The sequence below is a fragment of the Pedobacter gandavensis genome (assembly GCF_014172405.1).
Classification (GTDB): Bacteria; Bacteroidota; Bacteroidia; order Sphingobacteriales; family Sphingobacteriaceae; genus Pedobacter; species Pedobacter gandavensis.
In genome coordinates, this window is sequence record NZ_WNXC01000002.1 from 349,971 (window position 1) to 373,882 (window position 23,912).

At 39.6% G+C, this 23,912-nt stretch carries 21 protein-coding genes and 6 tRNA genes; 18 read left to right on the forward strand and 9 right to left on the reverse strand.

All coding sequences use genetic code 11. The features are described from left to right. The first annotated feature begins 8 nt into the window (after window positions 1–8). Window positions 9–716 carry an LOG family protein gene (locus tag GM920_RS09355; protein ID WP_182956168.1) on the forward strand — a complete coding sequence of 236 codons (708 nt, stop codon included), beginning with the start codon at window positions 9–11 and terminating at the stop codon, window positions 714–716. A gap of 408 nt (window positions 717–1,124) precedes the next feature. On the opposite strand, the gene GM920_RS09360 is transcribed toward GM920_RS09355, so the two are convergent. Both GM920_RS09360 and GM920_RS09365 read right to left on the reverse strand, forming a co-directional pair. After that, complete coding sequence (locus GM920_RS09360) at window positions 1,125–1,715, reverse strand: DUF502 domain-containing protein (protein ID WP_182956171.1); 591 nt, start codon at window positions 1,713–1,715, stop codon at window positions 1,125–1,127. 9 nt (window positions 1,716–1,724) lie between these two features. Continuing rightward, window positions 1,725–4,184 carry a bifunctional UDP-N-acetylmuramoyl-tripeptide:D-alanyl-D-alanine ligase/alanine racemase gene (locus GM920_RS09365; protein ID WP_182956174.1) on the reverse strand — a complete coding sequence of 820 codons (2,460 nt, stop codon included), beginning with the start codon at window positions 4,182–4,184 and terminating at the stop codon, window positions 1,725–1,727. Between the two features lie 149 nt (window positions 4,185–4,333). Between GM920_RS09365 and GM920_RS09370 the strand changes: the two genes are divergently transcribed. From GM920_RS09370 to GM920_RS09400, 7 genes are all read left to right on the forward strand, one after another. Next, window positions 4,334–4,822 carry a regulatory protein RecX gene (locus tag GM920_RS09370; protein ID WP_182956177.1) on the forward strand — a complete coding sequence of 163 codons (489 nt, stop codon included), beginning with the start codon at window positions 4,334–4,336 and terminating at the stop codon, window positions 4,820–4,822. Window positions 4,823–4,958: 136 nt separating this feature from the next. Continuing rightward, a tRNA-Gly gene (locus tag GM920_RS09375) sits at window positions 4,959–5,031 on the forward strand. Between the two features lie 48 nt (window positions 5,032–5,079). Next, window positions 5,080–5,164 (forward strand) — tRNA-Leu (locus GM920_RS09380). Window positions 5,165–5,244: 80 nt separating this feature from the next. Then, the gene (locus tag GM920_RS09385) at window positions 5,245–6,561 is read left to right on the forward strand and encodes a hypothetical protein (protein ID WP_182956180.1); all 1,317 of its coding nucleotides are present in this window, start codon (window positions 5,245–5,247) and stop codon (window positions 6,559–6,561) included. A 135-nt stretch (window positions 6,562–6,696) separates the two neighbouring features. Beyond that, window positions 6,697–6,769, forward strand: a tRNA-Gly gene (locus tag GM920_RS09390). 347 nt (window positions 6,770–7,116) lie between these two features. Next, window positions 7,117–7,189 (forward strand) — tRNA-Gly (locus tag GM920_RS09395). Between the two features lie 47 nt (window positions 7,190–7,236). After that, window positions 7,237–7,321: transfer RNA gene (locus GM920_RS09400), tRNA-Leu, on the forward strand. A gap of 53 nt (window positions 7,322–7,374) precedes the next feature. Here the strand turns inward: GM920_RS09400 and GM920_RS09405 are convergent. From GM920_RS09405 to GM920_RS09415, 3 genes are all read right to left on the reverse strand, one after another. Then, complete coding sequence (locus GM920_RS09405; RefSeq protein WP_182956182.1) at window positions 7,375–8,529, reverse strand: hypothetical protein; 1,155 nt, start codon at window positions 8,527–8,529, stop codon at window positions 7,375–7,377. 74 nt (window positions 8,530–8,603) lie between these two features. Beyond that, complete coding sequence (locus GM920_RS09410) at window positions 8,604–10,058, reverse strand: alpha/beta fold hydrolase (RefSeq protein ID WP_182956185.1); 1,455 nt, start codon at window positions 10,056–10,058, stop codon at window positions 8,604–8,606. Window positions 10,059–10,122: 64 nt separating this feature from the next. Further along, window positions 10,123–10,527, reverse strand: a complete 405-nt coding sequence (locus tag GM920_RS09415) for a helix-turn-helix domain-containing protein (protein WP_182956188.1) — start codon at window positions 10,525–10,527, stop codon at window positions 10,123–10,125. Between the two features lie 388 nt (window positions 10,528–10,915). Here GM920_RS09415 and GM920_RS09420 point away from each other — a divergent pair, with 388 nt between their 5' ends. The 8 genes from GM920_RS09420 to GM920_RS09455 all read left to right on the forward strand — a co-directional run bounded on the left by GM920_RS09420 (window position 10,916) and on the right by GM920_RS09455 (window position 18,569). Further along, complete coding sequence (locus tag GM920_RS09420; RefSeq protein ID WP_182956191.1) at window positions 10,916–12,598, forward strand: PNGase F N-terminal domain-containing protein; 1,683 nt, start codon at window positions 10,916–10,918, stop codon at window positions 12,596–12,598. 228 nt (window positions 12,599–12,826) lie between these two features. Next, the gene (sufB, locus tag GM920_RS09425; RefSeq protein ID WP_182956194.1) at window positions 12,827–14,272 is read left to right on the forward strand and encodes a Fe-S cluster assembly protein SufB; all 1,446 of its coding nucleotides are present in this window, start codon (window positions 12,827–12,829) and stop codon (window positions 14,270–14,272) included. A gap of 25 nt (window positions 14,273–14,297) precedes the next feature. Further along, window positions 14,298–15,053, forward strand: a complete 756-nt coding sequence (gene sufC / locus GM920_RS09430) for a Fe-S cluster assembly ATPase SufC (RefSeq protein WP_449581074.1) — start codon at window positions 14,298–14,300, stop codon at window positions 15,051–15,053. An 11-nt stretch (window positions 15,054–15,064) separates the two neighbouring features. After that, window positions 15,065–16,369 carry a Fe-S cluster assembly protein SufD gene (gene sufD / locus GM920_RS09435; protein ID WP_182956197.1) on the forward strand — a complete coding sequence of 435 codons (1,305 nt, stop codon included), beginning with the start codon at window positions 15,065–15,067 and terminating at the stop codon, window positions 16,367–16,369. Between the two features lies 1 nt (window position 16,370). Further along, a complete protein-coding gene (locus GM920_RS09440) occupies window positions 16,371–17,594 on the forward strand; it encodes a cysteine desulfurase (protein WP_182956199.1) in 1,224 nt (407 codons plus the stop codon). Further along, a complete protein-coding gene (locus GM920_RS09445; protein ID WP_182956202.1) occupies window positions 17,594–18,037 on the forward strand; it encodes a SufE family protein in 444 nt (147 codons plus the stop codon). Before GM920_RS09440 ends, GM920_RS09445 begins: the two co-directional genes overlap by 1 nt. A 3-nt stretch (window positions 18,038–18,040) precedes the next feature. After that, on the forward strand, window positions 18,041–18,355 hold the full coding sequence (locus GM920_RS09450; RefSeq protein WP_182956205.1) for an iron-sulfur cluster assembly protein: 315 nt from the start codon (window positions 18,041–18,043) through the stop codon (window positions 18,353–18,355). Window positions 18,356–18,498: 143 nt separating this feature from the next. Beyond that, a tRNA-Cys gene (locus GM920_RS09455) sits at window positions 18,499–18,569 on the forward strand. A gap of 168 nt (window positions 18,570–18,737) precedes the next feature. On the opposite strand, the gene gloA2 is transcribed toward GM920_RS09455, so the two are convergent. From gloA2 to GM920_RS09475, 4 genes are all read right to left on the reverse strand, one after another. Next, a complete protein-coding gene (gene gloA2 / locus GM920_RS09460; RefSeq protein WP_182956208.1) occupies window positions 18,738–19,121 on the reverse strand; it encodes an SMU1112c/YaeR family gloxylase I-like metalloprotein in 384 nt (127 codons plus the stop codon). A 4-nt stretch (window positions 19,122–19,125) separates the two neighbouring features. Further along, window positions 19,126–20,148 (reverse strand): WD40/YVTN/BNR-like repeat-containing protein, encoded by a 1,023-nt coding sequence (locus GM920_RS09465; protein WP_182956211.1) that lies wholly within the window; start codon window positions 20,146–20,148, stop codon window positions 19,126–19,128. After that, the gene (locus GM920_RS09470) at window positions 20,149–20,580 is read right to left on the reverse strand and encodes a DUF2147 domain-containing protein (RefSeq protein WP_182956214.1); all 432 of its coding nucleotides are present in this window, start codon (window positions 20,578–20,580) and stop codon (window positions 20,149–20,151) included. An 81-nt stretch (window positions 20,581–20,661) separates the two neighbouring features. Then, window positions 20,662–22,398, reverse strand: a complete 1,737-nt coding sequence (locus GM920_RS09475; RefSeq protein WP_182956217.1) for a sensor histidine kinase — start codon at window positions 22,396–22,398, stop codon at window positions 20,662–20,664. Between the two features lie 145 nt (window positions 22,399–22,543). Between GM920_RS09475 and GM920_RS09480 the strand changes: the two genes are divergently transcribed. Together GM920_RS09480 and GM920_RS09485 are read left to right on the forward strand one after the other, a co-directional pair. Continuing rightward, the gene (locus GM920_RS09480; protein ID WP_182956220.1) at window positions 22,544–23,347 is read left to right on the forward strand and encodes a helix-turn-helix domain-containing protein; all 804 of its coding nucleotides are present in this window, start codon (window positions 22,544–22,546) and stop codon (window positions 23,345–23,347) included. Between the two features lie 61 nt (window positions 23,348–23,408). Beyond that, window positions 23,409–23,879, forward strand: coding sequence for a DUF6265 family protein (locus tag GM920_RS09485; RefSeq protein WP_182956222.1), 471 nt, complete (start codon window positions 23,409–23,411; stop codon window positions 23,877–23,879). Window positions 23,880–23,912: the final 33 nt, after the last annotated feature.

The window sequence follows — 23,912 nt, forward strand, 5'->3', positions numbered from 1 at the left end:
GCTATAGAATGACAAGTGAAGAGAAAATTAGAAGTGCATTTGAAAACAAGGATTGGCAGGAAATAAAAGTTACAGATTCTTGGCAGATCTTCAAAATAATGGCCGAATTTGTAGACGGCTTTGAGAAATTAGCGAAAATTGGTCCTTGTGTATCCATCTTTGGATCAGCAAGAACTGCGGAAACAAATAAATATTATGAGATTGCAGTAGAATGTGGCAGGTTGCTTACAGACCGCGGCTATGGCGTGATCACCGGTGGTGGTCCTGGTATTATGGAAGCGGGAAATAAAGGTGCACACATGAACGGTGGAAAGTCTGTAGGGTTAAACATTGACCTTCCTTTTGAGCAGTTTCACAATAAATATATTGACCATAATAAGTTATTGGAATTTGATTACTTCTTCATCAGAAAGGTGATGTTCATGAAGTACTCGCAAGGTTTTGTGGTTTTACCTGGTGGTATGGGAACAATGGATGAGCTTTTCGAGGCGATTACATTGATTCAGACTGGTAAAATCGCGAGATTCCCGATTGTATTGGTAGGAAAAGAGTACTGGGGTGGCCTGGTAGATTGGATTACTTCTACGATGTTGGACAAAGAGCATAACATTCATGCGGAAGATTTGAACTTGTTTAGGTTGGTAGATACTGCTGAAGAAGCTGCAGAGCATATTTTCAGATTCTATGATAAGTATGTATTGAAACCGAATTTCTAGGTTTAAATTAAATAAAAGAAGATAGTTGCTCCCCTCCTCAAATCTTTCGCTGAAGGGCAAAAGATTTGAATGTCGGGCTCACAACTATCTTCTTTTATTTTTTAATAGCCAAAAAAACACTGGGATTACGTATATTGTATCAATCAGCAACTTAATACAAATGACAGCTATAATTCTCAGATCAATAGTTACGTCCCTGTTTCTTATCGCAGGATTATACTATTATTTTGGCACCGCATCAGCGCATGCAGGAGCAAGTTTAATCCTGATATCATTATTCAGTATCGGATTTACTACCCTGTCTTATTTTCGTTTAAAATACAAATAGCTTATTTCTATCGCTTGTTTAAATAAGGCATTCCTAAAGCCATTATTGCAGCATCATTTTTAGATGTGACTCACACCACTTTAGATGTGACTTACACCACCTGAAACTACCAGTTTCATGGCTTCTGCGGCAGTCATATTTAAGGGTTTGATCTTTTCATTTTTCACCACATAAACTTGTCCGGCGAAAGAGTAGGAAAAGGGAAAATAGACAATAGATTCTCCAGGGAGGCCAATATTTGTCAGGTCGCTTTGCGTTAAGAAGCCAATTCGTTTTAAATCCCCTTCTACTTCTACGAGTACCGGGTTATTGAATTTCTTTTCATCACCAACAAAGGCTTCTGTAAGGTCTTTAATGGAAGAGTAAATGAACTTCAGGATGGGAAGTCTGTCCAGGATTCTGGCAAACCAGTTGTACATCGGTTCGGTGACGAAATTGGTCACGAAAATTCCTGCGACTAAGGTGATGGCGACTACCAGCGCCAAACCAAGACCGGGAATATTCCTACTTGCGCCGGTATTGGGATCAACACCTAAAATATTGTTCACGTTTAACCAGCTATCTACAGTAGTTACGGCTACGATTACAATAAAAATACTTAGCGCTATAGGCAATACAATTAAGAGTCCTTTAATGATATATCTTAATAAGGCCCTACCGATTCTGTTCATGCTGCAAAACTACTCATAAAAATAAATCCGTTTCACCCTTTGTGAAATATTCGTTAAAATCTCGTAGGGAATCGTTCCAATTTGTGCTGCGAGCATGGCAATAGTGAGTTTTCCATTGAAGACGATGACTTCATCACCTGTTTTCACATCCAGTCCGGTCACATCCAGCATACACATATCCATACAGATGACGCCAACTGTTGGCACCATTTGGCCATTCACTAACATCTTGCCTACTCCATTACCAAACCTTCTTGTATAGCCATCAGCATAACCGATTTTTACTGTTGCAATGGTTCCCCCATCAGGTAAAAGCCCTTGTCTGCCGTAACCAACAGTTTCATTTGCTTTAATTTCTTTCACCTGGGTGATGGTTGTTTTTAATACCGCAACGGTTTGTAGCCCTTTATTATGGTTTAATCCACCATCATGCCCATATAAACCGATACCTAGACGTACCATATCTAATTGTGCTTCCGGATGGCGAGATATTCCAGAGGTATTTGAGATGTGCCATATCAAGTTATAGCCGAGTCCATCTGTGATCTTTTGCGCAAATGATTTGAATCTTTGAATTTGATGTTCGGTAAATTCGTCATGTTGAACCTCATCACTTCCTACTAAATGAGAAAATGCGGAAGCTACTTTAATCTTTTTACTGTTTTGAATGGTATTTAGTAAATCGTTGAGTTCAGATTCTTCGAAACCCAATCGGTGCATACCGGTATCAATTTTAAGGTGTACCGGATAGTCGAAAGTATCCGTAGGAAGAAACTTAATAAAGCTATTCAGGATATCGAGGTTATAGATTTCCGGTTCCAGTTTATATTTTATGATGGCATCAAAGGCTGAAGGCTCGGGGCTCATCACCATGATCGGCAAGGTAATCCCGCCTTTTCTCAAAGCTACTCCTTCATCGGTATAAGCAACGGCCAGGTAGTCTACTTTATGATATTGCAGGACATTGGCGATTTCAAAACTACCACTTCCATAGGAGAATGCTTTCACCATGGCCATGATTTTCACACCTGGCTTCAGTTTATTGCGGTAGAATTGAAGGTTTCCCGCCAATGCATTTAAGTCTATTTCTAATACCGTATCATGAACTTTTTGCGCGATCATCTTACTGATGCGTTCAAATTCAAATTTCCTGGCACCTTTAACGAGGATGGTTTCATCGTAAAAATGAATGGCTGGAAAATGGTCTATAAAATCTTGTGTACTTTCATAGAATGAGGCTTCCAAATCAAATAAAGAAGCCATAGAAGAGATGTTCGGGCCGATACCGATCAGTCTTTGCAGATTTTTCTGCTTTAAAAGGTCAGCAATTTCCGCATAAAGAACCGCTTCATTTTTACCGGTTTCTTGTAAGTCGGACAGGATTAATGTTTTTTTAGGGTGTTGATTTTGAAGATTCAGGAAGTCTAATGCAATGGCAAGTGAAGGAATATCCGCCACGTAAGAGTCGTCAATAATGGAGCATTGGTTAATGCCATTTTTCAACTCCAGCCTCATCCCTACTTTGTTTAGTTTCTCCAGTCGCGCATCCGCAGCAGTTGCTGAGTAGCCCATAGCGAGTAATGTTGCCCAACAAATGATGCCATTTTCCACTGAAGCCCTATCGCTAAAAGGGATCAGGCACTCTATTTCTGTTCCTTTATAGATGGCTCTGATATAGGTTTTATCTTCGATAGGTTCTATAAAAGAGATGTGTAAATCTGCGGTTTGCGATAAACTCCAGGAAAATTTCGTTTGTCCGGGGAGCTCTTTCGCTGGAATTCCATGGGTATATTCCGGTGAATAAATGAAAAGTTCGGTATCCTTAAAGAGTTTAAGTTTTTCCAGCAGTTTTGCTTTTGGGGAGGAGAATCCTTCTGCATGTGCTTCTCCAATATTTGTTAAAATCCCAATTGTAGGTTGGATAATACATTGGAGCGCATCCATTTCATTTTCTTTGGAGATCCCGGCTTCGAAAATCCCAAGGGTATGGTCTTTCTGGATATTCCATACGGACAAAGGCACACCGATCTGAGAATTGAAACTTTTAGGACTGCGTACAATGTTATAATCGGCTGCCAAAAGTTGATACAGCCATTCCTTGACGATGGTTTTTCCGTTACTTCCGGTAATTGCCAGCACTTTTAAATCGAATTGATTTCTGTGGGCAATGGCTATGGTTTGTAGCGCCTGACTTACGTTCTCCACCAAGAGCATATTTGCTTCAGGAAAAGCACCGAAGTATTGCTCCTCACTGATTACAAAACTTCTGATCCCATTTTCATAAGCTTCCTTGATATACTGATGACCATCTCGTTTCCCTTGTAAGGCAAAGAACAAAGAACTTTCAGGGTCAATAACCGTTCTGCTATCGATAACCAGTCTGCTGATGATCAAATTCGGTTGAGGAATAAAAGTCTTTGCATGAAGAATCTCCGCAAAATGGTCAATTGTATACGTGGTACTGCTCATGGTTTCAAAATTAAGTATTTGTAGGGATAACCATCGTGGTGTTGTGATTTTTTACTACTGGCAGTTTATTTGTACTAAAAACGTCAATATTGCAGGATGAACAGCCGAATTTAATTGCAATATCCTTCGATTGTGTAATATTGTAACCATTGGAAAATTCAGAAAAAAAAACCGTCAAATACGATAAGAAAACCGCTTTATTCAAAGCGGAGCATTATTGCGCTTATCAGGAACGTGCGCAGCAGGAAGTTAGAAATAAGCTTTATGAATGGGGATTAAGGCCAGACGAGGTGGAGGACAACATTTCCGAACTCATTACGACCAACTATTTAAATGAAGAAAGATTTGCCCAGGCTTATGTTTCCGGTAAGTTTAACATCAAGAAATGGGGTAAAATCAAGATCAAGCAGGCACTGAAATTAAAAAAGGTTCCGGAAAAAATGATTTTAAAGGCTCTAAATACGATTGATTATGATGATTATTTAAAAGCAATCTTGGTTTCTGCGGAGAAAAAGTCGGGTTTAATCAAAGAAAGTGATCCTTATAAAAGGAGAAATAAGCTGATCACCTACCTGATGACGAAGGGTTTTGAAAATAATTTGATCATGGAAGTATTGAAAGACAATGATTTATACTAAACACTGAAATTATTTATAAAAAAAACTTGACAGATAAATAAAAGTCCCTATATTTGCATTCCCAAACGAAACAAAGGGTATTACGAAATACACTTTAAGAAATGGGAACATCGGATGATGTTAAAATAAAATCCATGCGAAAGTAGCTCAGTTGGTAGAGCACGACCTTGCCAAGGTCGGGGTCGCGAGTTCGAATCTCGTCTTTCGCTCTAAATAACTTCAGAATTTTGAAGCTATTTACCACAGGTTTAAAACCTGCTCAGATGGTGGAACTGGTAGACACGCAGGACTTAAAATCCTGTGACCTTAAAAGTCGTGCGGGTTCGATTCCCGCTCTGAGTACAAAACCTCTTTACGAAAGTAGAGAGGTTTTTTTTTACAAAAAACCGAAACATTTCAAAAAAGTGTGCGTCCTTTAGGTTATGAAAATCTTAGGCACATTATTCATCATTATTTTCTGTTGCTCCATAGCAGCAACTGCACAGCAAAAAGCTCCTGGTTTTATCACGACTGATATTGATAACTTTTGGCTTGCTTACGATAAGATCAGCAGTAGTAAAGACAGCGCAGCGCAATACAATTATTTAAATCAGCTCTACCTGAAAAAAGGATCTCCAGGTTTAAAAGCGATTATGGAGGCTCGGGACTATACTGCTAAATCTTATATTGATGCCATCAACAAGTATCCCCTATTTTGGAATTCCGTTAGAAAAAATACGCTGAAGGCGAAAGACTATGCGAAAGTAATTGCCACAGATGTGGCTAGAATGAAGAAATTATATCCTGAACTAAAGCCTGCCGATGTTTATTTTACGATTGGCGCATTGAGAACCAATGGAACCACATTGAATGGGAAGGTACTGATTGGCGCGGAATTGGCGATGGCAGATCAGTCTATGGAGACAAAGGAGTTTCCTTCGGAATACCGACATCTTAAGACATTTTTCGACAGCAATCCCATCCAAGACCTTGGATTTTTAAATGTTCATGAATATGTCCATACCCAACAGAAAACTACGATTGCAAACAACCTGCTTGCACAATGCACGATGGAGGGTGTGGCAGAGTTTTTAGCGGTAAAGGCAACAGGAAAACCTTCTCCATCCCCAGCGATAGCTTATGGGAAAGCCAATGAAGGGAAAATTAAAGCTGCATTCTCCTTACAAATGTTCAATGCTTCTAACGGCTTCTGGTTATATAACAGTGCAAAAAATCAATTTGGAATACGGGACTTAGGATACTATGTTGGCTATGCCATCTGTGAAAAGTATTATGAAAAAGCGATTAACAAAAGACTGGCGATAAAAAAAATGATAGAATTGGATTACAACGATAGCAATGCATTGGCAAAATTTGTAGATCAATCCGGATACTTTTCTGAATCTGTACAAAACATGCAGAATGAATATAAACGCAACATTCCTCGCGTAATTGGCATCAAACAGCTGAAAAACCATACTGACGATGTTGACCCTTCCATCACACAGCTGACTATTGAATTTTCTACGCCAATGAATAAAGAAAGCAGAGGCTTTGATTTTGGGCCCTCAGCGGGGAGAGATAAGGTATTAAGTGTACAAAATGTAGTCGGATTCTCCGAAGATGGCAGGTCTATCACGATTGGGGTAGCACTTTTACCGGGTAAAGATTACGAATTACTCTTAACCGAACGGTTTATGAATACCAATTTCAGCCCGATAAATCCCTACCTCATTGCATTTAGAACCGCTTCGAAATAAAGGAAAGGATAAAAACAGATCCCCTATTGGCTATCAATTAAAATTTTAATCCTTGAATTCCAGCTGCTTCGATTAAATTCTAAAAAGACATTGTGGAAAAATGAAAACTATCCCTATCTTCGTGGCACGTTAACAGCGAAAGTAGCTCAGTTGGTAGAGCACGACCTTGCCAAGGTCGGGGTCGCGAGTTCGAATCTCGTCTTTCGCTCAAAAGCCTTCCATTCGGAAGGCTTTTCTGTTTTTAGCCCAAAATCATTCGTTGTACATACCCTTGGTCTAATCCCTTTTTTTTCTACCTATTTTCAAATTTTCCGCATTAAAAGCTGAAAATCCAATCATATATAATGATCAGAATCTATTTTCTTCTAAAAAACAAGCACCGTCAGGCTGACAAAAAGCTAGCTAAAGGGTATAAAATCGATATTTCTTCCTAAAAATAGGCAAGCAGAAAAAATAAATAATTTTTTTCTACTTGAAATCCAGCGCATTCGGTGAAATCTTCAGGGAGGAGTATAAAAAAGTCAAAACAATACCTATCTTCGTATCGTCATCAACGCGAAAGTAGCTCAGTTGGTAGAGCACGACCTTGCCAAGGTCGGGGTCGCGAGTTCGAATCTCGTCTTTCGCTCTAATATCTTCCAGATAGAAGATATTTAATTAAAAGGTTTAACACCTGCTCAGATGGTGGAACTGGTAGACACGCAGGACTTAAAATCCTGTGACCTTAAAAGTCGTGCGGGTTCGATTCCCGCTCTGAGTACATTGCCTCTTTACAGCCCGTAAAGAGGCTTTTTTTTTACCCCCCTGCTGAGTTTAATCCAGCAAAGTCTCAAATTCCAGTTTCTTATTGCCATCTTCATATTTAGCCATTTCCGTTAGGAAAAATCCCGAGAGATCTTTGATCTGATAAAGTTGTTCCAACAATTCTGGCAGTGTTGCGTATTTCAATGTCGGATCCTTCAATAAAGACTTCAATTTTTCAGGCCCATCTTTTTTCAATATATAGTGAACCAAAACGGCATTAAAAACAAAGGAAGGTACTGTCTCCTCGTCAAAAAAATAGAAATCGTCAATATTTTTAAAAACACCGGGGTTATTTCTTAAATAAGGTAACAGTTTCTTGATGTGGTAGGCTGTAGGCTTCCCAATGCTTCCACCGCATAGGTTTACCAGTCCATCTTTTAACACCGCAGCACCATCTGGACAAAGGATTAGAACGGATCTCAAAAGCTCATGTTTTTGATAGCCGGAATTATTCCCATACATCAGGTAATTTCGAGCATCTGTGTAGCCGCAGCCATGCTTAGTTACAGATGACATCGTTCCAGGATAATAATCAAATCCCCTTAATCTGTAAAGATTAACACAATCCTCTGCCGAATAAAAGTCTATTTTTTTATCCAGTTTCTTGCCTAAAAAAGTCTGTAGATTGTCTAACAGCCGATTGGCTAATTTGATGTTTTGTGCTGGTAACTGGCTATTTCTGGGAAAATGATAGATGATATTCTTTGATGCTAGTTGTTGGTATTGATCTGCCTTTAACTGCCAAAACAAAGCATTTCCGATGCGGTAGCTATCTCCATTCTTGTAAAAGATATAGCTACAAATAAAATAAACTGTCTTTTTCCCATCTGTTCCAATACTTTCATGCATCAACTTTATTCTGAAGACATCTTCCTTTTCTTTGGCTATTCCTAAAATGATACAATCTTTTGATCTGGTATAGCTATAAATATCCTTGAGCAAATCGAAGGTTTTCAGCATTCGAACTTCATCCTCTATCCAGAACTTCTGAGCAAGCGAATCCTTTCTTGCCACCTTAAAATAATCTTCGAGTACCGCAATTATTTGCTTGTTCACTGGGTTATGTACCGTATCCACACTCACATTGACCTGAAACTGTGCCCGGGCTTCAGTTACCAACGTAATAAGTAAAATAAAAAATATGGATTTGAGTATGGACTTCATCTTTACAATTTGTTTAAAAATAAAGATAAAAGAGTAATAATATAAAATTTCTATAATTAAATAAACTTATAAAACTATTCTACCTTCACCTGATTGCTTGGCGAAACAATTTTTCGATAAGGATATTCCATGAACAGCTGCAAAAAATCTGTTCCCTGAAAACCAAATCCCGATAGATGCCCACGGTTGTGAAAAACCAGTAGCTGACTATTGGGCATATAACGTTTGATCAATTGATTGTAGAATGGACGACACCAGGGATCGATATCCCCAGCTGACATCAATACGGGGATACTGGAATATAGTGGTAATTTAGCTGCTGCAGGCTCCGGTGTTACCTTCCAACAATTGCAAATCTCATGATCTACATTATTAAAAACATAACCAGAAAGCCAGGGCATGATCAATTCTTGTTCCTGGATCAACTTTTCATTTGAATAAGCGATCTGTTCGGTACAATAAACGGAATACCGCATCCCCCTTGACAATTTATCGTCGCCAGAGAAATAGCCGTCCATCACTTCCCGCACATAATCATGATGTTTTCCCTTGATCAGTTCATTCATGATAAAGGGTACAGATTTAACCTGACTTGTATTCAAATGATTTATGATTACATCCAGCAATTCTGATTTCCCGTAATTGATTTTCAGACTATCCTTTGTGCCTTTCTCCAGGTAAGCAATGCTAAATTTTTTTCCCGTAATCGAAGTAAAATATTGCTGGAAACGGGATTTGAGGTCTTTATAGACTTCATTGCCCGAAGAATCTGCCAGACAATTTTCAAAAACCTGGTTAAGCGCTTCATTGATATTGAATAAAGCATGTTCTTCATAATTGACATAAGCAGGAAGTGGAGAATTCAGGATCAATGCGCGGACTCCTTCCGGATGGTTTCTGGCTACGGTAAGCATCAGACCTCCGCTGTAAGAAATACCGACCAGGTTTAGTGAGTCTAGCTGTAAAGCCAGGCGCAAGTCATTGATGTCTTTAGCACTTTCTATCGTATTGTATGCGGACAGGTTAATTCCCTGAGCCAATAGCTTCTCCCGACATTTTTTAACTGCTTCTAAAACAAGTGTTTTTTGGGGCAGGTTTCTTTTGTAACTGATCTTAATTGCGGTATCTATTTCGGGACAATCCAGACAAGTACTTGAGCGTTTCGTTCCACGCTGATCAAAAACAATAAAACCTCCATATTTTAAAAGCCCGGAGTCATAACCTATACTGTCTATATTCGCTATGGTGCTATAGCCTGGCCCACCGGTAGAAAAAAGCGTTACCCCTTTTTTTTCTGCTGAGCCAGGTTTTCTAAAGAAAACAAAAGGAATTTTGATCTTCCTGCTTGCTATTGATTTTCTATCTTCCGGAACCACGAGGTATCCTGATTTAACAATCAGCTTGGGATCATATTTGATCATAGCAGGCCCTTGCTCAATTGTAGGTATGTATTTCTGTCCGATGGCCTTTCCGAAACAGAGAAATAGAATCGCCAAGGATAGGAAGGTTCTCATTCCAGAATTTTTCATGTATGTGTTTTTTATAAAATAAATAAATCCAATCTTCCGAAAAAAGTAAAAAAAGGACAATTTATCATTTGAAAGCAGACAATTTCTGACCTGTGAATTTTAGGACATCTTTATAGAAATGACCTGGGTCATAATACCCATATTGATAGGCAGAAAAGGCCTTAGGGTCAAGAAAATAGGAAGTCAGGGCCTTCCTGGCACGATTTACCATCATATAGGTTTTAGGATTAGCGCCCACTGCTGCTGTAAAATGTCGATAAAATGTTTTATTGGTCAGACATAAATCATTTGCGATGAAGCGATTGCCTTCCCCAGGTTTTAAGGCATCAAATGCATGGATGGCTTGCCTGATCACTTTGAGGTGTTGGAGTTCTTTTTGTTGTCTTTGCTTTTCTAAAAAAAACTCCCGGAGCAGTTGCACTCTATCTTCGAAGTTAGCGCCTGACTTTAACCGGTTTAGAATAGCCATCGGAATTAAGTCGGCAAGCGGAATGACTTGATCTCCTATTTTATGTTGGCTGAAGCCAAAGATGGCTTCAAACCCTCCGGGATGAAATTTAACGGTAAATATATTGTCTGATGGCAGGTTATTTCTTTCTACAACTTGATTCCTCAGGTCTCCGAATAGAATTCGATATCATCAGCCAGATCCGGACAAGGAGGCATAAATTGATAAAGTTTTCTGATATCATTAAAAATTTCTATCATCAGCGGAGAATGTACAGAATTACAGATTGTTAACCATTCAAATGTACGGCTTATTCTTTAGGTTTATGTTGCATTCAGATCCTGCGCATTAGAAATTTCCCTCCTGCCTTTCCTATCCATTATCATAATAATTCTTAGCTTTAACACCTATGAAAACCCATTTATTTTGTATCGCAATGCTCTTTATGGGCAGCGCATCAATTGCACAAAAAAACACCTCCGCTACCGAAGCGGTAATCACTTATGGTTCCCGCAGCAACGGTAAAGAAACTGGCGGAGAGAAGAAGCTCTATATAAAAGGTGCTCAGGCAAGGATCGCCGGTCAGGATCGCCAGGCCAAGCAAGAACAATTCCTGCAATTTTCGGAGGCGGCTACTTATCAGGTACTTCAAAGTACTGGAAGTATATATACGTTAAAAAAGCCTTTTTCTGAATATGCAAAAGCAGAGTTAATCGCTGGTGTAGATACTATAATGGGTATTCCATGTCAGAAAGCTAAAGTTTTCATCCGTTCCAATACCATTGAAATCTGGTATACTAAGGACTTAAAAATTAAGGGTACACCGGACCTGACCATTACACCCGGTTTAGGCCTTGTACTCAAAACCATTCGCAATGGGAATACAGAAACTTATGCGAAAAAAATTGATTACCGCAAAGTGAAAGCTGATGAACTGGCCTGGCCAACACAATGGGGTACGCTCCTTGACGAGGCTGCTTACCAACGTCAGATCATTGAAAGTCGCTATCAAACAGTCAACATCTTCCATAAAGAAAAGATCAGTTTTGGAAACAAAATAGAGAATCCAGCTGCTGATCAAAGCAATGTAACTTATCATTTTTCTGGCGGTACTGTAATCCTTAAAAAGGTAAAGCTTCCGGCTGTTAAAGCAGGACAGTCTGTATTTGCTGAATTGATCCAGAATTCCAATGGTGATGCTTATGATAGAACGGGATCGGTATTTATGATTCCAGTAGACAAATCAGTTTCTTTCCTTACTGCTCTACAGAACGGATTGCAGCACCTACCAGTTTACAACTCCCGCAATGGGAAGAAATACCAAGGGGTAGTCGCTACGGACAATTACCTTCCTCCATTAGAACTGATGCGCTTTTTCACTTCCTTTGGCGTGAAACATTTTAATGAGCAGGCCAAGATAAAGGGTTACAACTGGGCAGATTCAGTCATTTATAAACAAGACATTACAGTGCTTTCGCCAAGGTTACAGGGGGAAGTTTGGATTGGTGTATTTATTGGAAACTATGATAAAGGCGGTCACACGGTAAGCTTAAACCTGAATTACTATCCAGGATATGACGGTGAAAAAGAGCAAGAAAAGAAATCTTTTATCCTGCCTGTATTTAACACCACCAATTTGATGGAGATGGCCGGACAAGAGTACGGAACCATGTTTGATAAAGATTCCCTGACCGTAACTATTGATGTTCCGGCGGGTCTGAAAAACCCAAGGTTAAGGTACCTCACCACGGGCCATGGAGGCTGGGGCAAAGGAGATGAATTCGTTCCGAAAATGAATGAGATTTTTGTAGATGGTAAGCGAGTTTATCATTTCATTCCATGGAGAGAAGATTGTGCGACCTATCGTTTTAGTAATCCTTCTTCTGGTAATTTCGGAAATGGTCTTTCTTCTTCGGATTTAAGTCGCTCAAACTGGTGTCCAGGGACGCTGACACTTCCTGTGGAGATCCCATTAGAAAACCTAACACCAGGCAAACACAAGCTACAGGTGGCGATACCGCTAGGAAAACCAGAAGGCACAAGTTTTAGCTCATGGAATGTTTCCGGTGTATTGATTGCGGACCAGGAGTAAGTATTTTCAGAAAATAACCAGTTCATGCAAAGCCCCATAAAACCTACAAATTATGGGGCTTTGTTCTTGTATCATTTTCATAGAAAGGGCAAAGCTTCAACCTCCTTAATTGCTCACAAATCGCTATAAATCTTACATTTACCTGTTTATACTTTTTTGTACTAACCACAGCTTACTCGTACCTTTATAAGGTACAGTTATTGTGATATAACATTAAAGACCGATATCATGAATGAAGATTTGGATATGTTGGAGCAATCCGCACTAAACGACTACAAGTACGGCTTTGTTACAAACATTGATACAGATACCATCCCTAAGGGATTAAATGAGGGCGTTATTGAGCTCATTTCTAAAAAAAAGAACGAGCCGGAATGGATGCTTGCCTGGCGACTAAAGGCTTATGCTTACTGGCTAAAACTGGTGGAGCCGACATGGGCCAATATCAAACACCCTCCTATTAATTATCAGGACATTATTTATTATGCTGCGCCTAAGCAAAAAGAGCAGCTCAACAGCTTGGAAGAGGTTGACCCGGAACTCCTGCGTACTTTTGAAAAACTAGGCATCTCCTTGAATGAGCAAAAGAGACTAACCGGAGTTGCGGTTGATGTGGTGATGGATAGCGTATCCATTGCGACCTCTTTTAAAGAACAATTGTCCGAAATCGGGGTCATTTTTTGTTCCATCAGCGAAGCTATTCAAAAGCATCCGGAATTGGTGAAGAAATACCTGGGTTCGGTAGTCCCTATGACAGACAATTACTTTGCGGCTTTAAATTCTGCAGTCTTTACTGATGGCTCTTTCTGCTACATTCCAAAAGGTGTACGATGTCCGATGGAGCTGTCTACTTATTTCCGGATCAACGCTGAAAACTCTGGTCAGTTTGAAAGGACTTTGATCATTGCTGAAGAAGAAAGTTATGTAAGTTACCTGGAAGGCTGTACTGCACCGATGCGGGATGAAAACCAGCTTCATGCAGCGGTGGTAGAACTCGTTGCGATGAAAAAAGCAGAAATCAAGTATTCTACTGTTCAAAACTGGTATCCTGGCGATAAGGAAGGAAATGGGGGGATTTATAACTTCGTTACCAAACGTGGTATTTGTCTGGAAGACTATGCGAAGATTTCCTGGACACAAGTAGAAACGGGCTCAGCCATCACCTGGAAATACCCTAGTGTGATCCTCAAAGGAGACCACACGATTGGAGAATTTTATTCTGTAGCATTTACCAATCACCATCAGCAGGCAGATACCGGCACCAAAATGATACATCTTGGAAAAAATACGAGAAGTCGAATTGTATCCAAGGGCATCTCCGCTGGACAAAGTCAGAATAGCTACCGTGGACTGGTTCGCGCTGCTAAGGGGGCCATTAATGCCCGTAATTATTCACAATGCGACTCCCTCCTGTTGGGAGATAAATGCGGCGCCCATACTTTTCCTTATATCGAAGTAAAAAACAAAACTGCTATTGTAGAGCATGAAGCGACTACTTCCAAAATCGGAGAGGATCAACTGTTTTATTGCAGACAGCGAGGTATTGATGCGGAAGCTGCTGTGGCGCTCATCGTCAATGGCTTTGCCAAAGAAGTGATGAACCAGCTTCCCATGGAGTTTGCCATTGAAGCCCAAAAACTACTTGCCATCAGTATGGAAGGCAGTGTCGGTTAATTTCAAATCCTCAAAAATTTTAAATATGATGTTATCTATTAAAAATATACACGCAAATATTGACGGCAAAGAGATCTTAAAAGGAATAAATCTGGATATCAAAGCTGGCGAAGTTCATGCCATCATGGGGCCAAATGGTTCCGGTAAAAGCACTTTAGCTTCTGTACTTGCAGGAAGAGAAGAATATGAGGTAACTGAAGGTACGGTTACCTTTTTAGATCAGAACCTATTGGATTTATCTATTGAGGACCGTGCAAGGGCAGGTTTATTTCTTGCCTTTCAGTACCCGGTAGAAATTCCGGGAGTAAGCACCACGAATTTCATCAAAGCGGCAGTAAATGAGAAGCGCAAATACCAGGGAAAGGAACCATTAGACGCCCTTGCCTTTTTGAAAATCATGAAAGAGAAAATGGCTTTGGTAGAGATTGATCAGTCCTTACTAAGTCGCTCTATCAATGAAGGCTTTTCTGGTGGGGAAAAGAAGCGTAATGAAATATTTCAAATGGCCATGTTAGAACCTAAACTCGCCATACTTGATGAAACAGATTCGGGATTGGACATTGATGCGCTGCGCATTGTGGCCAATGGCATCAATCAATTGAGAAATCAGAACCGGGCGATATTATTGATTACCCACTACCAGCGCTTACTCGACTATATCCAGCCAGACTTTGTTCATGTGCTTTACAATGGGCGCATCGTGAAGTCTGGCAGCAAAGCGCTTGCCCTTGAACTGGAAGAAAAAGGATATGATTTTATTACTGAGGAAACGGATTTGTAAAAGAAAAGATCATGACTAACATCGCTTATTTTAAAGATCAATTTGAAGATATAGCGGAGCCTGATTCCGCCATCAGGGAAATTACCAAAACCGCTTTTGATACTTTTAATCAATTGGGACTACCTACCTATAAGCTCGAAGAATGGAAATACACCAATATCAGTAGCTTATTTGACAAAAATTATCAGTTTTCAAAAGACAATTTCCAAGATAAACTAAGCCCTTCCGACCTACAAGCATTAAACTTAGCCGGGGAAGAGGAAGCCCATGCGCTTTATTTTATCAATGGGCGATTTGCAGCTGGCTTATCAAAAATCAACGCTACTGAAAATGAACTGGTTGTTTTACCCCTGCAGGAAGCGGCAAAAGGGCCATACCAAAAAATTATAGCCGAACATTTGGGTAGCAGCAGTAAATACCTGAAAGATGGTTTGCATGCCCTAAACACCGCATTTATACAGGATGGTGTTTTCATTTACCTTCCTAAGGGGAAACAGTTGGCGCTCCCCTTGTACTTACACCACATTAATCATGCGGATACAGAAAACGTATTATCACAACCCCGCAGCCTCGTTTATTTAGCGGAAAATACGAACCTACAGCTGATAGAGACCTATACCACCTTGGGCAGTATGGAAAGTTTTAGCAATGAAGTTATGGAAATTGTATTGCAGGAAAATGCATACTTAGCTTATTATAAACTTCAGAATGATGGTCCGAATGCCGCGCAGGTGAGCAGCACCCAAATCCATCAACTGGGGAAAAGCTATGTGCAAACCCTAACGATAGCGCTAAATGGTGGCGTGATCCGCAATAATCTGAACCTGATTTTAGAGGCTGAAGGCAATGAAACTCATTTATACGGCTTGTCTCTTTTGAAAGGAAACAGCCATGTAGATCACCATACCCTGGTTGATAATAAACGGCCAAACTGTTTTAGTAACCAGCTTTACAAGGGAATTGCAGACGATACTGCGACCGGAGTTTTCAGTGGAAGAATCATTGTACAGCGGGATGCTCAGAAAACAAATGCTTATCAATCCAGCAAGAACATCATTTTATCTGACCGTGCAACGATTAACGCCAAGCCGCAACTGGAAATTCTTGCTGATGACGTGAAATGTTCACATGGCTGTACTGTTGGGCAGCTGGATGAGGAAGCCATGTTCTATTTAAGAGCGCGGGGAATCCCTTTAAAAGAGGCGGAATCCTTATTACTACGGGGATTTGCAGCTGACATTTTGGATCAGATCAAGCTGAAACCTTTACGTAAGCATATTGAACAATTAATTTTAGCGCACCTAGCCAGCACCTAAGATGAAAACACCAGAGAACAATGCGATCAGAGCACAATTTCCGATTTTAAGCAGACAAGTGAATGGCAAGAACCTGATTTATTTCGATAATGCAGCGACCTCCCAAAAGCCACAAAGTGTAATTGACGCGCTAAGCGATTATTACAGTCGGTATAACGCCAATATCCACCGCGGCATACATACCCTGGCAGAAGAAGCGACTTTGGCTTACGAAGCGAGCCGTCATGCTGTTCAGGAGTTCATTGGTGCTGCGATGGTAGAGGAAATTATTTTTACACGTGGAACAACAGAAGGAATTAACCTGGTAGCTTACACTTGGGGTCGGAAAAACATCAAAGCCGGCGATGAAATCCTCATCTCCGGAATGGAACACCATTCTAATATTGTGCCCTGGCAAATCCTTTGTCAGGAGAAAAATGCGGTATTAAAAGTGATTCCTGTATTGGATGATGGTACCCTTTCCATGGAACAGTATAGGGATTTACTCCATGAGCGAACTAAACTTGTGGCTATAGTCCAGGTATCAAATGCTTTGGGAACTGTTAACCCGGTGAAAGAGATCATTTCGATGGCACATCAGTTTGGCGCAAAAGTATTGGTAGATGGTGCACAATCCGCGGTACACCTCGATATCGATGTACAGGATTTAGACTGTGATTTCTTTGCTTTTTCTGGCCATAAACTATATGCGCCTACCGGCATTGGCGTTCTTTATGGTAAAAAAGAGTTACTGGAGGCGATGCCCGTTTTTCAAGGTGGAGGTGAAATGATCAAAGAAGTTAGTTTTGAACTGACTACCTACAACGATCTTCCCTATAAATATGAGGCTGGAACACCCAATATTGCCGATACCATTGTCTTAAAAACGGCCCTAGACTTTATCAAAAGCATAGGAAAAGAACAAATCCGAAAACATGAAAATGAGTTACTTGATTATGCGACCAGTCAACTGGAAAGTATACCGGGTTTAAAGATCATTGGACAAGCAAAAGAAAAAGTAAGTCTGGTTTCATTTGTCTTCGAAAACATTCATCCGCATGACGTTGGCATTATACTGGATCAGCAAGGCATTGCCTTGAGAACAGGTCACCATTGCACCCAACCTTTAATGAAACGCTTTGGCATTCCTGGCACGATAAGGGCTTCTTTTGCCATTTACAATACGAAAGAAGAGATAGACAGCCTGATTGCAGGAATATATAAATCAATAAAAATGTTATCCTGATGAATCAAAAGAGCATCGCTGAGATAGAAAAAGAAATCATTTCCGATTTTTCCATGTTTGACAACTGGGAGGACAAATATGAATACCTGATTGATTTGGGAAAACAATTACCACCCTTATCGGAAGCTTATAAAACGACAGATTATAAGATCAAAGGTTGTCAGTCTAGCGTATGGTTACTCGCCACCTATCGGGATGGGAAAGTATTTTTTGAAGCGGATAGCGATGCGATGATTGTGAAGGGTTTGGTCAGCATGCTGATAAAAGTCTTATCCGGGCAACCTACTAAAGCCATCCTGGAGGCCAAATTAGAATTCATCAAAGAGATCGGCATGTTTAGCCATCTCGCTCAAACCAGGTCTAATGGGCTTTTGGCGATGATTAAACAAATGAAAAATTATGCATTGGCTTATCAATCCATTGATGCGCTTGAAAAAAAATAGACCATGGACAAAGAAGCACTGAAACAGAAGATAATCGACTGCTTGCAGACGATATATGATCCGGAAATACCGGTCAGCATTTATGAACTTGGCTTAATCTATGAAACAGAGATTATGTCTCCGCTCAATAATGTTCAAATTGTGATGACCCTTACAGCTCCCGGTTGCCCGGCCGCACAAAGCATCCCTTTAGAAGTAGAAGAAAAAGTGAAACAGATTGAAGGTGTGAACGAGGTATCAGTAGTGGTCACCTGGAATCCACCCTGGAATAGAGATATGATGTCAGAAACTGCAAAATTTGAATTGGGAATGATGTAACTCTTCCTTTACCAACATGAAAATCAACACCTAAAACCGCATATACACCCTAAAAACAAGGATTAGCAAGTATTCTAAAATAAAGACTACTATTTTGGTATACTTTATATATATTTGTTGCTGTAGCCTCATCGCTATTACCTAGTCATGTGGCCGAGTGGTTAGGTGTGGGTCTGCAAAACCTTTTACGGCGGTTCGAATCCGCCCATGACGTCATTAAAAGCTTGCCTGTGGGCAGGCTTTTCTTTTTAATTTCCATGGAGAAAATCAGTGCAAAAAGAAACGGGGATATAGCTTCCAGCCACATCCCCGTCATCTAAATTAACGCTCTCATATATAAGACGACTAAATCATCTGATTATTGTATGCGCCCTAAAAAATATTATTTTTCATAGAACTCTATGGGCAATAAATCGGGATCAGCAATAAAGGTGAAACGCTTACCAGTAAACTCATCAATTCTAATGGCTTCTGAAACTACACCTTTTTCTTTCAGCACCTGGATCACATTTTCCAAATCATCGACTTGAAAAGCGAGGTGTCTTAAGCCCAGTGACTCTGGCCTTGAAGGTCTTTGAGGTGGCTTAGGAAAAGAGAAAAGCTCTATCACATATTCTCCATTCAAAGCAAGATCAAGTTTATAAGAATCTCTTTCTGCGCGATACACTTCCCGAATAATGGTTAATCCCAATACATCTGTATAAAAAATCTTAGAAACATTATAATCGCTGCAAATAATTGCAATATGGTGGACTTTACTTAACATGGAATTACTTTGGAGTTATGGTTAACCTATAGATTTGTCCTTTATTACCTGCAAGGAGGATTAAATCGCCTGTTTTTGATTTCTGAATCACATTCATACTAACCACAGAAATATTATACCAGTTTTTACCCCCATCAGAAGAAACATCTGTTCCTGAGCTGCCGGTAGCCACCAATGTTTTTTCGGTGATGTAAACCACTCCTGAGCGGTAACCATCTACAGGTTTTTCAGGTTTGATCCAAGTTTTACCACCATTACTGGTCAATAAAATATTGTTTTCATTTTCCTTATCCTTCAGGTAGTCCCCTCCTACTACAATTCCATGATCATCATCATAAAAGTCCATAGAAAACGGGCCAGTGCTATTTTCTCCCTGAAGAATCGGGCATTCAAAAACTTGCCAGGTAGAGCCAAAGTTACTTGAATAATAAATATTAGAAACTTTTCCTCCGGTAGCGATCCATACTTTTCCGTTGCCCATGGTTTTAATTGTTGTTCCGCTTGCTGCAAAAGCGGCTTCACCAACACCCATTTTAGCTTGAAGATTTCCAGAAATATCACTCCAGGAAAGGCCGGCATCAATTGTTCTCAGCAGTTGCATCTTACCATTAATCGGGTCGCCAAAAACAATTCCACGTTGGTCATTCCAAAAACCCATACCATCTAAAAATATGGCAGAATCCAGATTTTTATAGCGTTCAGTCCAGGTTTTCCCACCATCAATAGTTTGCAGGATATAGGCAGGAGAACCTGCATTTACGACAATAGCTCTATCTGCATCAAAGGCTTCAATATCTCTAAAGTCTAGTTTTTCATGGCCGAGGGGTTTAATCCATTCCCAGGTTTTACCGGCATCAGTTGTTTTACCAATATGGCCGTTACTGCCGCTTACCCAGGCCACCTGACCAGAAACTATGCTCATTCCCCGCAGACTGGTGTTCTCTCCGGAAGTAAGTGGTATCAGGTCGTAAGTTTGTGAAAATGAAAATAGGGGAAAAAATAACAAACAAAAAATAAGTCCTCTCATCTATTTAAATCTTTTCCAAACATCCGTTCTACCTATCAGAGAAAAGCCGATGTAACCTCTTACATTCAAATCTCCATTACTTTTTAAGCTCATATTACAACTGTAATTCTTGCCAACTTTTGGGTCATAGATGGTACCATCTACCCATTTACCTTTGTCGTAAACAAAGTCTTTGAGCATTTCAAGGCCTAGAACCGGTCTTGCTTTCAAATTATCTGCAGGATTTTTTATGTCCAGTTTAGGATTTCCTTTGTCATCTTTTGGTTCTTTTAACCAGACGATTTTACCAAAAAACCGATCGCCTTTTTTAAAAATGTCAATGTGTGCTTCACCAGAAGAATTAACCCATTGTCCCAAAATCGCATCGCTTGTTTGAGAAAAACCGGAAAAAGAAATTGCAGTGAATAGAAGTAACAACGAAATGTATCTCATATTTCATATTTTAAATGTATCTAAAGTTACTAAATAGCCCCTAGAATATAAGGAGCAACAGCAAAATTAGCACTTTGTTTGTTATTCTGGTTTTTGATAAGGGATTTCAAATTTAAAATGACATCCTTTACCTGCATCACTTTCTACACTGATCTGTCCATTTTGAAGTTCAATAAGCTGTTTGCAGATGTAAAGTCCTAGGCCTGTACCTGGTTTTCCGGCGGAACGGTTGGCCTGGTAATACCTGGTAAATAGTTTCCCCTGTTGTTCCTTAGGAATACCGATACCCGTATCAATGATACTGACCTTCAATACTGCGCGCTGTTCATCAGCCGTATTCAGATCGACCTTTACCACAACCCCACCTTGATCAGTATACTTCACCGCATTGTTTAGGAGGTTGAGCATGATTTGTTTTAACCTAAAAGGGTCACCTTTCACCATCGTCTCTTCATCTCCGGTAAATTCCGCTGATAAAGAGATCTGCTTCCTTTCTGCGATGAAAGTCATGGCCGCAATTGTTTCTTTAATCTCCAGGCAAGGCTGAAAGGAAACAATTTTCAAAGCAGTTTCTTTTTGGTGATCAATTTTGCTGACATCAAGAATATCATTGATCGTATCCATCAGCATACTTGAAGATAGATTGATCGAGTTAAGTTTCTTTTTTTGATCCTCATTGAGCGGGCTTCTGTTCAAAAGGTAGATCAAGCCAGTAATGGTGGTTAAGGGATTTCTAATCTCATGACTCATGATCGCCAGCATCTCCGATTTTTGTTCTGCCAATGCGACAGCCCGTTCGTTTTCACGAATGTAGTTGTCTTCTGATTTACCTGCTTTTCGGATGTAGATGATTAGTAAAATGATAAAAACAAGAATCATCAATACGGCAACACTGGTGAAATTATTCATATCATTGGTAGCCGATTGGTATTGATTGAGCATTTCAGTCCTAGCCTTTTCCCAATCATTCAAATAAGTATCTTTTAATTCCTGAACTAATTGATGTAATTGAATAACCAGGCTTAAATTTGCGGAGATCAATTGTTGGTTCGATTTCGCCAAACGTCCATTTTCCTCATTCAATTTCTTTAGAATATCTACCTGGGTAGCGTTTTGCCTTCTAAGGACAGACCTATTGATAGAGTCGCGAATCTGCTTTTCGCGATTTACGGTAATCACTTTCAGCGACTGAGCACTTTCCTGTTTGTTTTCTATCGCGTCCTGAAGTCGTTTGAAAAGTCCTTTTTTCTTAGGTTCTGGCTTGATGACCCGAATTGAAGTATCTGACTTTCCGGAACTTCTTTTAAATTTTGAATTGATTTTATATTTTTCAGTAAATTCTTGAGCCTGATTCCCAACCATACTTTGGATATTTGTAATCCGCAGCAAGGAGTCGAAATTGTGTTTGAGGCTAAAAATTTCTTTAGAAATCTGGAGTTTGTCATTGAATGCTTTTCCCAGTTGCTCTTTATTTGCCGATAAGCCACCAGTACTATCCAGATCATGCTTTTTCAAGATGACTTCAATCTGATTAAAGGTGCGGGCTAGTTTAGCTTTATAATCTTCCAGCTTCTGATTCTCTCCATACAAGATGGCTTGCTGAAAATCACTTTCCGCTCCACTTAAATCCAGCAGAATATTACTAATCTCCTGACTCTGAGCATGCCCTCGCAATTTTTCTGCAAGTGTATCGAGTTTTTTAAAGATAGAATGCCTCAGTAATAAAGATCCTGCGGCAATTAGAAAAGTGAAAACAAGAAATAAAACGAAAAGTTTACGAAGATTATTTGAGGTTTCACCTGATTTATTAACGAGCATATTAAATTCTAAAAATTGCTTCCAAAAAAATAATGGACTGCAAATTTATCATTATTTATCTAGTATAATGGAAGAAAGATCAGTATATCAACCTCATAGATCAGATATTAAAACATTTCATCGGGGATAATTCTTATTTTGCATAATGAACTTCAGTAGAATTGAACCGCATCCCGACTTAAATCAACTGATAGAATGCTATTGGACTATGCAATCTGATGAAGCAAGTCCCAGTATAGAGAAAATCATCCCTGATGGTTTTACAGAACTCATTTTCAACTATGGGAGTGTTTATAAATCAAAAAATAAGGACGGTTGGTGTCTGCAAAGCCCAAATCTGTTAGCCGGTCAAATCAGCAGTTATTTTTACCTGGAAAACACGGGGCCAACTGCATCTGTTGCCATTAAATTGAAGCCAGCAGCACTTACTCAATTGTTTTCCCTGAATATGCAACAATACCTGGATAAGATAGTCGACCTGGACACCTTCCCACATGCTGAATTGGCTAATCTGAAGGAAAAAATATTCCCTTTTAAAGATGAAAAACATTTGAAACAAATTTTAGATGATTATTTCATTTCCCGCAGCACAACTGCCGCTGAAAACCCCATCAAAGACACCTTATCTTTAATCTTTAGCAGCAACGGCATGGCTTCTGTAGCTGAAATGCTCCATGTTGCTCAAGTTGGCGAACGACAGCTGGAACGTTTATTCAAAAGATATGTTGGGCTTTCTCCAAAGTACTATTCTCGTATCATACGCTTTAACTATATATTTCAATTGCTAAAAACCAAAGATTGTACCTGGTCTGAAATTGTGTTTAGATCTGGATATTACGACCAATCTCACTTTATCCGGAACTTCAAAGCTTTCACTGGAGAGGATCCCTCAACTTACTATTTTGAAGAAAAAAACATGGCCAACTTCTTTTTAAAGAAAACAGATTAACAAGTCGGTTTTGTACAATACGGCTCAAAAAGATGTTCCTATTTTTAAATAAAAAAACACGATGAGAAAACTAAAAACACTTTTGATGATGTCTGCATTTCTATTCATAAACACCGTGTACGGTCAGGATAGTAATCCAGAAAAACTTAAGCAACTAGAATGGTTGACTGGTAAATGGATACGTACCAACTCCAAAACCGGACAGTCGGGCTATGAGACCTGGAAAAAAGATGCCCGTTCAAATCTTATTGGAAAAGGGGTTACCCTCAAAGGGAAAGAGACCTTATTCGAAGAAATCATGACGTTTTCTTTCAAAGAAAAGGCGTTATATTTTGTCGTGAGCGTCAGTGGCGAAAAGCAACCCACTTATTTTAAGCTTACTGAATTAGGCCCTGATGGTTTTACCTGCGAAAACCCTAAGCATGATTTCCCTAAGAAAATCACCTATAAAAGAAACGGGAAAAATTTAAAAGCAGTCATTTCAGGAGATGGGAAAAGTGTGGATTACGACTTCATTAAAGACAGCAAATAAACTAAAATCTACAAAACAGATTAGAAAAGCAGC

What these genes read in the sequence shown, in the direction of transcription:
- GM920_RS09355 (WP_182956168.1), top strand. Translation starts at nt 9, where the DNA reads ATGACAAGTGAAGAGAAAATTAGAAGTGCATTTGAAAACAAGGATTGG.
- GM920_RS09360 (WP_182956171.1), bottom strand. Translation starts at nt 1,715, where the DNA reads ATGAACAGAATCGGTAGGGCCTTATTAAGATATATCATTAAAGGACTC.
- GM920_RS09365 (WP_182956174.1), bottom strand. Translation starts at nt 4,184, where the DNA reads ATGAGCAGTACCACGTATACAATTGACCATTTTGCGGAGATTCTTCAT.
- GM920_RS09385 (WP_182956180.1), top strand. Translation starts at nt 5,245, where the DNA reads ATGAAAATCTTAGGCACATTATTCATCATTATTTTCTGTTGCTCCATA.
- GM920_RS09405 (WP_182956182.1), bottom strand. Translation starts at nt 8,529, where the DNA reads ATGAAGTCCATACTCAAATCCATATTTTTTATTTTACTTATTACGTTG.
- GM920_RS09410 (WP_182956185.1), bottom strand. Translation starts at nt 10,058, where the DNA reads ATGAAAAATTCTGGAATGAGAACCTTCCTATCCTTGGCGATTCTATTT.
- GM920_RS09415 (WP_182956188.1), bottom strand. Translation starts at nt 10,527, where the DNA reads ATGGCTATTCTAAACCGGTTAAAGTCAGGCGCTAACTTCGAAGATAGA.
- GM920_RS09420 (WP_182956191.1), top strand. Translation starts at nt 10,916, where the DNA reads ATGAAAACCCATTTATTTTGTATCGCAATGCTCTTTATGGGCAGCGCA.
- sufB (WP_182956194.1), top strand. Translation starts at nt 12,827, where the DNA reads ATGAATGAAGATTTGGATATGTTGGAGCAATCCGCACTAAACGACTAC.
- sufC (WP_449581074.1), top strand. Translation starts at nt 14,298, where the DNA reads ATGATGTTATCTATTAAAAATATACACGCAAATATTGACGGCAAAGAG.
- sufD (WP_182956197.1), top strand. Translation starts at nt 15,065, where the DNA reads ATGACTAACATCGCTTATTTTAAAGATCAATTTGAAGATATAGCGGAG.
- GM920_RS09440 (WP_182956199.1), top strand. Translation starts at nt 16,371, where the DNA reads ATGAAAACACCAGAGAACAATGCGATCAGAGCACAATTTCCGATTTTA.
- GM920_RS09445 (WP_182956202.1), top strand. Translation starts at nt 17,594, where the DNA reads ATGAATCAAAAGAGCATCGCTGAGATAGAAAAAGAAATCATTTCCGAT.
- GM920_RS09450 (WP_182956205.1), top strand. Translation starts at nt 18,041, where the DNA reads ATGGACAAAGAAGCACTGAAACAGAAGATAATCGACTGCTTGCAGACG.
- gloA2 (WP_182956208.1), bottom strand. Translation starts at nt 19,121, where the DNA reads ATGTTAAGTAAAGTCCACCATATTGCAATTATTTGCAGCGATTATAAT.
- GM920_RS09465 (WP_182956211.1), bottom strand. Translation starts at nt 20,148, where the DNA reads ATGAGAGGACTTATTTTTTGTTTGTTATTTTTTCCCCTATTTTCATTT.
- GM920_RS09470 (WP_182956214.1), bottom strand. Translation starts at nt 20,580, where the DNA reads ATGAGATACATTTCGTTGTTACTTCTATTCACTGCAATTTCTTTTTCC.
- GM920_RS09475 (WP_182956217.1), bottom strand. Translation starts at nt 22,398, where the DNA reads ATGCTCGTTAATAAATCAGGTGAAACCTCAAATAATCTTCGTAAACTT.
- GM920_RS09480 (WP_182956220.1), top strand. Translation starts at nt 22,544, where the DNA reads ATGAACTTCAGTAGAATTGAACCGCATCCCGACTTAAATCAACTGATA.
- GM920_RS09485 (WP_182956222.1), top strand. Translation starts at nt 23,409, where the DNA reads ATGAGAAAACTAAAAACACTTTTGATGATGTCTGCATTTCTATTCATA.